Here is an 11,087-nt window from a genome sequence, read left to right on the forward strand (position 1 = left end):
TCCGGGGATCGCGGGGCGGGCGCCCGCATGATGGGTCGGGTGATCAGTGTGCTGTTCGCCCTCCTCACCGCGTTGAGCAACGGCTCCGCCTCCGTGCTCCAGCGCCGTGCCGCCCGTACCGTCCCCGACAGCGAGGCGATGCGTCTGTCGCTGATCGGGCATCTGCTGCGCCGGCCGATCTGGCTGGCCGGGATCGGGCTGGTGGTCCTCGCGGCCGTCTTCCAGGCCGTGGCGCTGGCCACCGGGCCGATCGCCGTGGTCCAGCCGATCTTCATGATCGAGCTGCCCGCCACCCTGCTGATGGCCGCCTCCGTGATGCGGGTCCGGCTGCCCCGGCGTACCTGGTACGGGGTGGCGGCCGTGACGCTGGGGCTGGCGCTGGGCATGGCGTCGGCGGCCCCCGGTGGCGGGTCGGCGTCGGTGCACGGGCTTGCCTGGGTTCCCGCGCTGCTGCTGACCGGGCTCTTCGAGGCGGCGCTGATCGCCGCCGCGCTGGCCACCCGCGGCGACACCCGGGGCGCGCTGCTCGGCCTCGCCGCGGCCTGCGGGTACGCGCTGACGGCGGCGCTGATGAAGGACGCGATGGCCCGGCTGACCGACGGCGGCGTGGGGGCGCTGTTCTCGGCCTGGCAGCTGTACGCGATGGCGGCGGCCGGGGTGGGCGCGCTCTTCCTGCTCCAGAACGCCCTCCAGGCGGGCACGCTGGTCGCCGTGCAGCCGATGCTGACCCTGGGGGACGCGCTGATCAGCGTGGCGTACGGGGTGACGCTGTTCGGCGAGGAGCTGCGCACCGGCTGGTGGCTGGTGCCGGTGCTGGCGGCGCTCGTCCTGATCGCGGTGGGCTGTGTGGAGCTGGCCCGCTCCCCGCTGGCGGCCGGGGATCCCCGGCCACCGGCCCGCCGGGTGGAGTGAGCCGCCCGCCTGACCGGAATCCGGTGCACCGGTCGCGCCGCCCGTCCTCTCGGCGCTATCCTCCCGATCTGGACATCTGCGGTGGTGCGGGCAAGGGGCCCGTGTTCTTCTTGGGGGTTGGTGTGGTTTCTGGTCGCGTCGTACGGTTCGACGGAGCTCGGGGGTACGGGTTCATCGCACCCGACCACGGCGGTGAGGACGTGTTCCTCCACGTCAACGACATGCTGATCCCGGAGTCGTACGTGCACACGGGCACGGCGGTCGAGTTCGAGATCGAGGACGGGGAGCGCGGGCTGAAGGCATCGTCCGTGCGGCTCGCCGAGGGGGCCACGCCCGCCCCGCCACGGGTCGTGTCCCAGGCCGTCACCGATGACGACGCCCTGTGCGACGTGCTGAGCGCGGCCGAGTTCACCCGGGCCGTGACCGATGTCCTGCTGGATTCCGCGCCGACGCTGACGGGCGCACAGATCCTCCAGGTCCGGCGCAGCCTGCTCCAGTTCGCCAAGAAGCACGGCTGGACCGAGGGCTGACCGCTCCGCGTCCGGGGGCCGACCGGCCCCCGGACGGGTTCATCCGGCACGCTCGCGTACCACCAGCGGGGTACCGAGGACCTGGTGACCGCCGCTGGCCATCATGCGCACCTCTCCCCGGTCACTGATCTCCGCGCGCACGATGCCGGTCTCGTCCTCGTAGACCGGGAATCCGCCCGCCCCCGACTGCTCGGTGCGGTGGACGGTCACCGTGTCGTCCTCGACGGCGGACGCCTGAAACACCAGTTGGTAGCTCTCCGGGTAGTCCATGACCTCGTCTCCGATGCGGACGGGGCAAGGCTGTTTCCGCCCGCACTTCCATGGTCCCTCCGTCCGGCCGGTGGCGCCCGGCCGGGCGCCACGGCTGCGGGTCCGCACTCCGGACATTTATCCTGAAACGGTACGGGCGGTTCGACCGCACTCGGGCGCGTATCGCAGGCCCGGCCCTCCTTTTCTCGGCCGGGAAGGGAGACAGCACGATGGATGCCGACAGGGGAGACGACGTCTACCAGCCCCAGCCGCCGGAGGCCGCCGACCTCACCGAGCAGCTCGACGTCGAGGACACGCTGGACGGCCGGGGCCTGACCGACGCGCTGGACGAGGGCTACTCGCCGCCCGAACGGCCATGGGCGGTGGAGGACCGGGGCACCACCGCGGCCGAGCAGCACGACGGCGAATCGCTGGACGACCGGCTCGCCCGCGAGCTGCCCGACCTCTCGGACACCGTCGGCGACGGGGTGGGCGATCTGCCGGACGGCGACGGCGAGCCGTGGGACGAGGAGGTCGGTACGGTCCGGGCCGGCCGGCTCACCCGGCAGCTCGACCTCGACGATCCGGACACCACGGCGGGTGAGGACGTCGGCATCGACGGGGCGGGCGCCTCCGCCGAGGAGGCCGCGATGCACGTGGTGTCGGACACCCCCTGAGACGGCCCGGCACCCCGCCGGACCACCATGACCCCGGAGGTAATCGACGCTTTCCCCGGCGTCGGACATCGTGTTCCTCACCGGGCCGGCCGAGAGTCGGCCCCCGAGGAGAGGACCCCACGATGACCAGCTACGCCGACGCGGTCGAGCGCTACTTCACCGCCTGGAACGCGACCGGCGCCGAGGAGACGGCGAAGGCCGTCGCGGCCGCCTTCACCGAGGACGCCACGTACACCGACCCGCTGGCCGAGACGAGCGGGCACGAGGGACTGGTGGCGCTGATCGGCGGCGCCCAGCAGCAGTTCCCCGGCTTCTCCTTCCGGCCCTCCGGAACACCGGACGGACACCACGCGCTGGCGCGGTTCGGCTGGGAGCTGGTCTCGGCCGCCGACGGCTCGGCGCCCGTCGCCGGGTTCGACGTGATCGTGCTCGCCGACGACGGGCGCATCTCCTCGGTCAGCGGATTCCTCGACCGGGTGCCGGGCGTCTGAGACCCCGGCGGGGAGGGCGGGGCCGGTCGCCGCTCAGGCGGGCTCGTCGAGGAACTTCCCGCCCTCCAGCAGGGTCTTGAGCGTGGACAGGATCGCCACCCAGCCCTCGCTGACGCCCTCCAGCATCCTGCTGTCCGGGCTGTCGAAGCCGTCGTGGGTGAGGGTCAGCCGGATCCCCAGCTCGGGTTCGGCGGCCGGTTCGATGTCGAAGGAGACCCGGGACCGCTCCTGGACGGCCCGCTCCCATTCCTCGTCCGAGGCGAAGTCGAACATCTGGCGGTGCATGGGCTGGAGGGTGTGCCAGCTGTACGCGAGCCGCCTGCCGGGTTCGGCCGCCAGGACCCGCTGGCCGACCTCCTCGAAGTCACCGTCCGGGTCCATCTTCCAGCGCACCGGCGCTCCCGGCTCCCAGGTGGAGTCGGGGCCGTGATCGCCCATGTAGATCCTGATCAGCTCGGGGTCGGTCAGGGCCCGGTAGAGCTGGTCGGCGGTGGTCTGGATGTAGATGCGGTAGACGAACTCGGGCTTGTCCATGTCCGTTTCTCCGGGTGTCGTCGGTTCACTGGGCGTCTGCCCGGGGCGGGCCGGCCGGTGCGCGCGGGGCCCGGCCCTGCGCGGGCACGGCGGCGAGCCCGGGGGCCGGTTCCAGCGGGCGATCGGTGAAGAAGCGGGCCATCAGGTCCGCGACGTCGTCCGGGCGTTCCAGGGCGACCCAGTGGTCGGACTCGCCGATCGTCAGGAACCGGCTGCCCTCGATCGTGGCGGCGAAGGCCCGCTGCCGCTCCGGCGAGGTCACCGTGTCATGTTCGCCCGCGAAGACCAGGGTGGGCACGCCGGTCAGCCCGCCGGAGAAGTCCGGCCGCTGCTCCAGCGCCCGGTGCAGCGAACGCACCGCGTGCGGGGAGTGGGTGAGCGCGTACAGGAAGGAGCGCCGCACATAGCGGCGCGCCAGCTCGCGGCGGTGGACCGGGCGTTCGGGGTCCTGGCACATCAGCACCTCGGCGGCCAGCCCGGCCAGCCCGGCCAGGTCCCCGGTGTCGAGCCGGGCGACGGCGCGGGCCCAATGGGCGCGCTGCTCCTCGGTGATGTGGGCGGGCACCCCGCCGAGCGCCAGCCGGGCGATCCGGCCGGGGTGGCGGCGGGCGCAGCCGAAGGCGATCGACGTTCCGTACGAGAAGCCGAACAGGTTGATCCGCTCGGCGCCCAGGTCGTCGGCGATGCCGATGACGGCGTCCTGGAGGAGTTCGGCGCCGGTGCCGGGCGGTAACGGGTCCGCCCCGCCCATGCCAGGCAGGTCGGCGGTGACCACGGAGGCCAGCGGCCCAAGGTGGTCGTCCATCTGCGGCCAGCCGTACATGCCCTGGAGGGCGCCGCCGAGGACGATGACCGGTTCGGTGCGCGGCGCGGGCTGCCGCAGCAGCCGGTAGCCGTAGCGCAGCCCGCCCACCGACAGGGTCCGGATGATCTCGTCGGCCATGGATCGCGTGCCTCTTGGTTTCCGGGTCAGGCCCTGGTGAGAACGAGTGCGGCGTTGTGTCCGCCGAAGCCGAGCGAGGTCTTGACGGCCGCGTCGAGCACCGCGGGCCGGGCCTCCTTGCTCACCACGTCGACGGGGATCTCCGGATCGGGGGCGTCGAGGTTCACGGTGGGCGGGACCAGCCCGCGCTGGAGCGCCAGGACGGTCAGCGCGGTCTCGATGCCCCCGGCGGCGCCCAGGGTGTGTCCGGTCATCGCCTTCGTCGAGGTGATCAGGGGGCGGTCGCCGAGGACGCGGTGGAGCATCGTTCCCTCGATGAGGTCGTTGGAGACCGTGGACGTGCCATGGGCGTTGACGTGGCCGATGTCCCGGGGCTCGACACCGGCGTCGGCGAGCGCGGCGCGCAGGGCCCGCTCGATGCCGAGGCCGCCGGGGTCGGGGGCGACGGCGGAGTGGGCGTCGCTGGAGGCGGCGTATCCGGCGATGTGGGCGCGGACGGTGGCGCCGCGGGCCCGCGCGTGTTCCGGGCGTTCCAGCACCAGCAGGCCGGCGCCCTCGCCGACGACGAAGCCGTCCCGGTGGGCGTCGAAGGGGCGGCAGGCCGCCGCGGGGTCCTCGCGCCGGGTGGAGACCGCCTTGAGCCGGCAGGCGCTGGCGATGAGGAGCCGGGAGCAGACCGATTCGGCGCCGCCCGCCACGACGATGTCGCAGGCTCCGGTGCGGAGCATCTGGTGGGCGGTGCCGAGCGCGACGGTCCCGGAGGAGCAGGCGGTGGAGACGGCCTGGCTCGGGCCGAGGGCGCCGAGGTCGGTGGCGACGCTGCTGGCCGCGCCGTTGACGACGGTGAGCGGGGCGAGCTTCGGGGAGACCCGGCGGGCGCCGCGCTCGGTGAGCAGGGTGTGCTGTTCGTCGTAGAAGGGCAGCCCGCCGTGGGCGGAGCCGATGACGACGGCGACCCGTCCGGCGTCCCAGACCTCGGGGTCGAGCCCGGCGTCGGCGACGGCCTCCCGGGCCGCGAGGACGGCCAGTTGGGCGAAGCGGTCCATGAGCCGGGCGGCCGCCACACCGAGCACGGCGCGCGGGTCGAATCCGGCGACCGTGTACATGAAGTCGCAGGGCAGGCCGTCGAGTTCGGTCCGGTGCGGGACGTGGGGCGGTTCCGTGAGCCCGGTGACCGCGCGCCAGGTCGCCTCCGTGCCGACGCCCGCGGCGGTGATCAGGCCGATGCCGGTGACGGCGGCGGCGAACGGCTCCGTGCGGTACGGCCGGGCCGTCACGCGGCGACCCGGTGGTCCACCGCGTCGACCAGTCGGCCGACGGTGTCCCGCGAGCTCAGCTGCACGTCGTCGAGGTCGACGCCGAGCCGGTCCTCGATGAGCAGCCGCAGCTCCTCCAACGCCAGTGAGTCGAGCCGGAGGTGACGGAGTGACACCTCGGGTCGGATGGTGTGGGGGTCGGTGCCGAAGTTCGCCACCAGCAAGGTACTGATCTCTTCTGCCGTGCTCATGGTGCGGCGCTCCTGCGCTCTCGTACGCGGTGACGCCCTGCCGCGTGAGGTGTGCGTGCCATCGGGGGACGCCGGCTGGTCCGGAGAAACCATTTATACGCCTTCGCGACGGTAGAACCGGTCCGCGTTCGCCCGTGCGATGGACGGCGTCCAGGTGTGCGAATCCGGGGAGGGATGACGGTGCGACACACCGGGGCAGATGATTGTCATGGTCTGGACAGAAAGATAATCTGATCGCGCTTCGCGGCCCTCGGCCCACCCCGTCCGGGCCCGGGGCCGCGTCCACTCCCCCACCGAGCAGGAGCAGGTATGCCCAGCCGCGCCGCGACCCACACCCGGGGCCGCGCCACCGTCCTGGCGGCCCTCACCGCCACCGTCCTCACCATGACCGGATCGCCGTCCCTCGCCGCCCCGGGCGACGGCCACCCGATGGAGCGGGCGTTCGAGCGGGCCGCGGCGGAGTACGACGTACCGCGCGATCTGCTCGCCGCCGTCGGCTACGGCGAGACCCATCTCGACGGCCACTCCGGGCGCCCCAGCCAGGCCAACGGCTACGGCGTGATGCACCTGGTGAGCAACCCCGCCGACCGGACGCTGGAGCGGGCCGCGGCCCTGACCGGCGCGCCGCTCGCACGACTGCGCACCGACACCGGTACCAACATCCTGGGCGGCGCCGCCGTGCTGCGCGCCCATGCCGACAAGCTGGGGCTGGACGCCCGGGACCGCGACGACATCGACGCCTGGTACCCGGTGGTGGCCGCGTACGGCGGCGCCCGGGGCCAGGCCGCGGCGCTGTACGCCGACACCGTGTACACCTTCCTGGCCGACGGGATCACCGCGGACGTCCCCGGCGGCGAGCGCATCACGGTGACGAGCCGTCCGGTCGCCCCGCGGAAGGGCACGCTCGCCGCCACCGAGGTCCGCGCGCAGAGCCCCGACTACCCGTCGGCGCTGTGGGTGGCGGCCAACGCGAACAACTTCGCCGCGGGGCGGTCCGCGAAGATCGACAAGGTGGTCGTCCACGTCACGCAGGGCTCCTACGCGGGCTCGATCAGCTGGTTCCAGAACCCGGCCGCGGAGGTGAGCGCCCACTACGTGGTGCGGTCGTCGGACGGCCAGATCACCCAGATGGTGCGGGACGGCGACACCGCGTACCACGCGCGCAGCGCCAACTCCTCCTCGCTGGGCATCGAGCACGAGGGGTTCATCGACGACCCGTCCTGGTTCACGGACAGCATGTACCGCGCCTCCGCCGCGCTGACCGCGTACCTCTGCGACCGCTACGGGATCCCCAAGGACCGGGCGCACATCATCGGGCACAGCGAGGCGCCGGGCAACGACCACACCGACCCCGGGCCCTACTGGGACTGGAACCGCTACATGCAGCTGGTCGGCGGGGACACCGGCGGGGACGGCTCCGACGGGCTGAGCTTCGCCTCGTACGCCACCCAGCAGACCGGCTCGTCCGGCGCCCAGGTCAAGGCCGTCCAGCGGCTGCTGAGCGAGCAGGGCTTCCCGGTCGGCCAGGTGGACGGCGACTTCGGCCCGGCCACCAAGGCCGCGGTGATCGCGTACCAGGGCGCGCGGGGACTGGACGCGGACGGGGTGGTGGGGGCCCGGACCTGGACCGCGCTGCTGTCGGCCGGTCCCGTGCCCAGCCTCCAGCAGGGCGCCACGGGCGACGCGGTGAAGCGGCTCCAGCGCGCGCTGACCGCGGCGCTGGGCTCGACGGTCGGCGTCGACGGCAGCTTCGGCCCGGGGACGGCGACCGCGGTGCGCGGCTACCAGACGAGCCGGGGCCTGACGGCCGACGGCGTCGTGGGGGCGAACACCTGGGCGGCGCTGCAGTCCGGGCGCTGACCCCGTTCGCACGGGGCGGGGCGGGGTGCGACCGCCCCGCCCCGTGTGCGTCGCCCCGCCGGCCGTGGCCGTGTCACGTTCCGGAAACCTTCCGGAAACCCTTGACGTCCCTCCTGACTCGTTCTTAACCTCACTGCGTAGTTCGCATTCCTTGCAGTTCACGTGCTGCGGCGCTTTCCGCAGTGTTTTGACAGGCACAGACACAGACCACCTGTCGGTGGCTTCGTCGTGCCTGTTTCTCTGTGCTCCCGTACCGCCGATGGGTCTTCCTCGAAGGCGGATTCATGGCACAACGTCCGAGCGTCAGAGGCGTCGGCGACGTCGTTGCGCTCATCGATGGGCTGGGCAAGATCACCGGCCGGGCGCAGGTCATCTGGTTTCTCGTGTTCGGCGGGCTCTTCCTCGACGCCTACTCGAACGCCGCGCTGAGCGCCGGCCTGGGGCCGATGACGTCCCAGATGGAGCTGAGCAGCACGCAGGTCTCGATCCTCACGGCCACCGCCCCGGCCCTGGCGATCATCTTCAACCCGTTCGGCGGCTGGCTCGCCACCCGGATCGGCCGTGTTCCCCCGCTGCTGCTGGCGAAGGTGTTCGCCATCGCCGGCGCCCTGCTGGCCGCCTTCGCCGGTGACTTCACCGTCGTCTGGCTCGGCCGGGTGCTGGTGGGCGTCGCGTACGGCATCGACTTCGCCGTCGCCATGGCGCTGCTCGCCGAGTACACGCCCGCGAAGCTGGGCGGGCGGCTGAACCTCTGGCAGGCCGTCTGGTACGTCGCCACCACCAGCAACCTCGCGCTCGCCCTGCTCTTCTTCAACCTGGACGTCGGTGCGGACATCTGGCGCTGGTCGGTCGGATCGGCCGCGGTCGTCGCCGTCGCGCTGCTGCTGGGCCAGTGGCTGATGCTCAAGGAGAGCCCCACCTGGCTGGCGAGCAAGGGCCGGCTGGCGGAGTCCGTCGCCAACCTGGACCGGATCTACGGGATCAAGGCCGTCGCCGGTGAGCCGGACGGGGCCGCCCGGGCCGCCACCGAGGCGCCCGCCATCGGGTTCCGCCAGGCCGGGGTCCTCTTCCGGGGCGACTACCTGCCGCGCACGATCCTCTCCTCGGTCATCTCGCTCGGGCAGTCGATGCAGTACTTCGCGGTCGGCTGGTACCTCCCGCTGATCAGCCTGACGATCTTCGGCGAGAGCTTCGAGAAGGCGACGATCGGCTCGATGGTCTTCAACGCCTTCGGCATAGCCGGCGGGCTGCTCTCCGCCTACTTCGGCCGCCGCCTGGGGCTGCGGCTCAGCTCGGCGGCCGGTTTCGCCGGGGTGTTCGTGGCGCTGCTCGCGATGGGGCTGACCTTCGAGAAGGTGCCCACGGCGGTGGCCTTCCTGCTGCCGGTGCTGTTCATCCTCTGCCACTCCTCGGGTCCCGGCGCCAACGGCAAGTCGATCGCCGCGCTCTCGTACAGCAGCGACGTCCGCGCGCTCGGCACCGGGGTCACCGGGATGGTCGGCAGTTTCGGCAGCGTCGTCGGGCTGTACGTCTTCCCGCAGATCAAGGACTCGCTGGGGCTCGCCGACACCTTCCTGGTGCTCTCCGTCGTGCCGCTGCTCGGGCTGATCACCTGCCTGGCGATCAAGTGGGACCCGACGAAGGCCGCCTCGCCCGACGAGACCGCCGCCCGGGCGGGATCACCGGAGTCCGCGGCGCCCGCCGCCGCGCGCTGACCCGCCACCGGTCCCGCCGCACCACACGATGGTGCCCTCTCCCCTCCCCCGTCCCCATCCTCCCGAAAGGGCCGCAATGACGCAGTCGCTTCCCGGCGCCGCCCGGCTCGGTGTGCTCGCCATCGACGAGGGCACCACGGGCACCCGGGCCGGAGTCGTCCTGGACTCCGGCACCGCCCACGAGGTGTTCTACCGGTCGATCAAGGTCGGCCATCCGGACGACCTCTCGGTCGAGCAGGACCCGATGGAGATCTGGACCGCCACCGTCGAGGTGGCGCGCCGCGCCGTGGCCGGGGCCCGCGCCGAGGGCATCGGGATCACCGCGGTCGCTCTGTCCACACAACGCGCCACGGCGATGCTCTGGGACCGGGTGACCGGGCGGCCGCTGCTGCCCGCGGTGGTGTGGCAGGACCGGCGGTACGCGGCCGACCTCACCGCGTACGAACCGGAGTGGGACGCCGCCCTGCTGGCCCGGCAGGGCCGGCCGGTCGGTGCCCGCTCCCCGTTCCTCTGGGCCGCCCGGCAGATCGCCGGCCACCCGGAGGTGGCCGCCGCCTACCGCGAGGGCCGACTGCTCTTCGGCACCGTCGACACCTGGCTGATCTGGCGGCTCACCGGCGGTGCCGTGCACGCCACGACCCCGACCAACGCCGCCTCCACCGGGGGCTACCTGCTGGCCGCGCACGCCTGGGACGAGGAGTGGATCGGCCACCTCGGCTTCCCGACCGAGCTGCTGCCGGAACTCTGCTCCGACGACGCGGGCTTCGGCACCACCGACCCGGCCGCCCTCGGCATCTCCGTACCGCTGGCCGCCTCCATGGGCGACCAGCACGCCGCGCTCGTCGCGCTCGGCGGACTCGCCGCCGGGCAGGGCATGTGCGTCTACGGGACCGGCGCCTTCGTCGACGCGGCGACCGGCACCACCCCCGCCCTGCCCCGGCCGGACATCTCCGGGGTACTCGCCCAGCCCGGCCGGCGGCAGGGCTCCACCAGCCACTACAGCCTGGAGGCGTACACCTCCACGGCGGGTTCGGCGCTGCGCTGGCTCTGTGACGACCTGGGCCTGTTCGCGTCGCCGAAGGAGCTCGGTGAGGAGGCGGGCCGGGTCCCCACCCGGCCGGGCCGCACCCCGCGTTTCGTCCCGGCGCTCGCCGGGGTCCGTACGCCGGTCTGGCACCCGGAGGCCACCGCCGCCCTCACCGGGCTCACCCTCGCCACCACCCGCGCCGACCTGGCGCGCGCCGTGCTCGACGGGATCGCGCACTCGGTGTGCGACCTGATCGACGGGGTCGCCGCCACCATGGGCACCCCGTTCACCCGGCTCCGGGTGGGCGGCGGGGTCTCCGGCAGCGACCCGCTGATGCGCATCCAGGCCGACCTGACCGGGCTGCCGCTGGAGCGGGTCTCCGACTCCGCCACCGCCAGCCTGCGCGGCACCGCCTACCTCGCCGGGGTCGCCCGGGGCCTGTGGTCCTCGCTGGAGGAGGTCGTCGAGGCCCAGCCGGTCGGCCGGGTCTTCGAGCCCTCCACCACCGCAGCCGAACGCGCCGCGCAGCGCTCCGCCTGGCGCGACGTGCTCGTCGCCCACCTCGGCGACCCGGCACTGCTCCCCCTGAAAGCCCCCGAACCGCACACCCCCCACTGACGTCGCGCCGACGGCACGTACGTC

General features: G+C 73.2%; 12 protein-coding genes. 7 read left to right on the plus strand and 5 right to left on the minus strand.

The annotated features are described in order from the left end of the window. Positions 1 to 39 precede the first annotated feature (39 nt). Together ACF08W_RS21220 and ACF08W_RS21225 are read left to right on the plus strand one after the other, a co-directional pair. Positions 40 to 912, plus strand: a complete 873-nt coding sequence (locus tag ACF08W_RS21220) for a DMT family transporter (RefSeq protein ID WP_392280174.1) — start codon at positions 40 to 42, stop codon at positions 910 to 912. Between the two features lie 122 nt (positions 913 to 1,034). Then, positions 1,035 to 1,442: a cold shock domain-containing protein gene (locus ACF08W_RS21225; RefSeq protein ID WP_352272893.1), complete on the plus strand. Its 408-nt coding sequence runs from the start codon at positions 1,035 to 1,037 to the stop codon at positions 1,440 to 1,442. Between the two features lie 39 nt (positions 1,443 to 1,481). On the opposite strand, the gene ACF08W_RS21230 is transcribed toward ACF08W_RS21225, so the two are convergent. Then, a complete protein-coding gene (locus tag ACF08W_RS21230) occupies positions 1,482 to 1,712 on the minus strand; it encodes a DUF6296 family protein (RefSeq protein WP_352272894.1) in 231 nt (76 codons plus the stop codon). Positions 1,713 to 1,921: 209 nt separating this feature from the next. On the opposite strand from ACF08W_RS21230, the gene ACF08W_RS21235 reads away from it, so the two are divergent. Both ACF08W_RS21235 and ACF08W_RS21240 read left to right on the plus strand, forming a co-directional pair. Then, positions 1,922 to 2,368, plus strand: a complete 447-nt coding sequence (locus ACF08W_RS21235; RefSeq protein ID WP_352272895.1) for a DUF5709 domain-containing protein — start codon at positions 1,922 to 1,924, stop codon at positions 2,366 to 2,368. 122 nt (positions 2,369 to 2,490) lie between these two features. Continuing rightward, a complete protein-coding gene (locus ACF08W_RS21240) occupies positions 2,491 to 2,859 on the plus strand; it encodes a nuclear transport factor 2 family protein (protein WP_392280175.1) in 369 nt (122 codons plus the stop codon). A 33-nt stretch (positions 2,860 to 2,892) separates the two neighbouring features. Here ACF08W_RS21240 and ACF08W_RS21245 read toward each other — a convergent pair whose 3' ends face one another. Genes ACF08W_RS21245 through ACF08W_RS21260 form a run of 4 tightly spaced genes read right to left on the minus strand, consistent with a single transcriptional unit; the run spans position 2,893 to position 5,843 of the window. Beyond that, positions 2,893 to 3,393, minus strand: a complete 501-nt coding sequence (locus ACF08W_RS21245; RefSeq protein ID WP_385206287.1) for an SRPBCC family protein — start codon at positions 3,391 to 3,393, stop codon at positions 2,893 to 2,895. 25 nt (positions 3,394 to 3,418) lie between these two features. Beyond that, positions 3,419 to 4,336, minus strand: a complete 918-nt coding sequence (locus tag ACF08W_RS21250) for an alpha/beta fold hydrolase (RefSeq protein WP_392280176.1) — start codon at positions 4,334 to 4,336, stop codon at positions 3,419 to 3,421. Positions 4,337 to 4,362: 26 nt separating this feature from the next. After that, complete coding sequence (locus tag ACF08W_RS21255; RefSeq protein ID WP_392280177.1) at positions 4,363 to 5,613, minus strand: beta-ketoacyl-[acyl-carrier-protein] synthase family protein; 1,251 nt, start codon at positions 5,611 to 5,613, stop codon at positions 4,363 to 4,365. Beyond that, positions 5,610 to 5,843, minus strand: coding sequence for an acyl carrier protein (locus ACF08W_RS21260; RefSeq protein ID WP_392280178.1), 234 nt, complete (start codon positions 5,841 to 5,843; stop codon positions 5,610 to 5,612). Before ACF08W_RS21260 ends, ACF08W_RS21255 begins: the two co-directional genes overlap by 4 nt. 309 nt (positions 5,844 to 6,152) lie before the next feature. Here ACF08W_RS21260 and ACF08W_RS21265 point away from each other — a divergent pair, with 309 nt between their 5' ends. The 3 genes from ACF08W_RS21265 to ACF08W_RS21275 all read left to right on the plus strand — a co-directional run bounded on the left by ACF08W_RS21265 (position 6,153) and on the right by ACF08W_RS21275 (position 11,063). After that, positions 6,153 to 7,703, plus strand: a complete 1,551-nt coding sequence (locus tag ACF08W_RS21265; RefSeq protein ID WP_392280179.1) for an N-acetylmuramoyl-L-alanine amidase — start codon at positions 6,153 to 6,155, stop codon at positions 7,701 to 7,703. Between the two features lie 284 nt (positions 7,704 to 7,987). Then, on the plus strand, positions 7,988 to 9,418 hold the full coding sequence (locus ACF08W_RS21270; RefSeq protein ID WP_392280180.1) for an MFS transporter: 1,431 nt from the start codon (positions 7,988 to 7,990) through the stop codon (positions 9,416 to 9,418). Positions 9,419 to 9,494: 76 nt separating this feature from the next. Continuing rightward, entirely contained in the window at positions 9,495 to 11,063 is a 1,569-nt protein-coding gene (locus ACF08W_RS21275) for an FGGY family carbohydrate kinase (protein ID WP_392280181.1), read from the plus strand. Positions 11,064 to 11,087: the final 24 nt, after the last annotated feature.

Source organism: Streptomyces sp. NPDC015144 (assembly GCF_043079735.1).
In the GTDB taxonomy this organism is placed as follows: Bacteria; Actinomycetota; Actinomycetes; order Streptomycetales; family Streptomycetaceae; genus Streptomyces.

Coding starts and splice junctions, on each gene's coding strand:
- ACF08W_RS21265 (WP_392280179.1), top strand. CDS start 6,153: ATGCCCAGCCGCGCCGCGACCCACACCCGGGGCCGCGCCACCGTCCTG.
- ACF08W_RS21270 (WP_392280180.1), top strand. CDS start 7,988: ATGGCACAACGTCCGAGCGTCAGAGGCGTCGGCGACGTCGTTGCGCTC.
- ACF08W_RS21250 (WP_392280176.1), bottom strand. CDS start 4,336: ATGGCCGACGAGATCATCCGGACCCTGTCGGTGGGCGGGCTGCGCTAC.
- ACF08W_RS21235 (WP_352272895.1), top strand. CDS start 1,922: ATGGATGCCGACAGGGGAGACGACGTCTACCAGCCCCAGCCGCCGGAG.
- ACF08W_RS21245 (WP_385206287.1), bottom strand. CDS start 3,393: ATGGACAAGCCCGAGTTCGTCTACCGCATCTACATCCAGACCACCGCC.
- ACF08W_RS21260 (WP_392280178.1), bottom strand. CDS start 5,843: ATGAGCACGGCAGAAGAGATCAGTACCTTGCTGGTGGCGAACTTCGGC.
- ACF08W_RS21275 (WP_392280181.1), top strand. CDS start 9,495: ATGACGCAGTCGCTTCCCGGCGCCGCCCGGCTCGGTGTGCTCGCCATC.
- ACF08W_RS21230 (WP_352272894.1), bottom strand. CDS start 1,712: ATGGACTACCCGGAGAGCTACCAACTGGTGTTTCAGGCGTCCGCCGTC.
- ACF08W_RS21240 (WP_392280175.1), top strand. CDS start 2,491: ATGACCAGCTACGCCGACGCGGTCGAGCGCTACTTCACCGCCTGGAAC.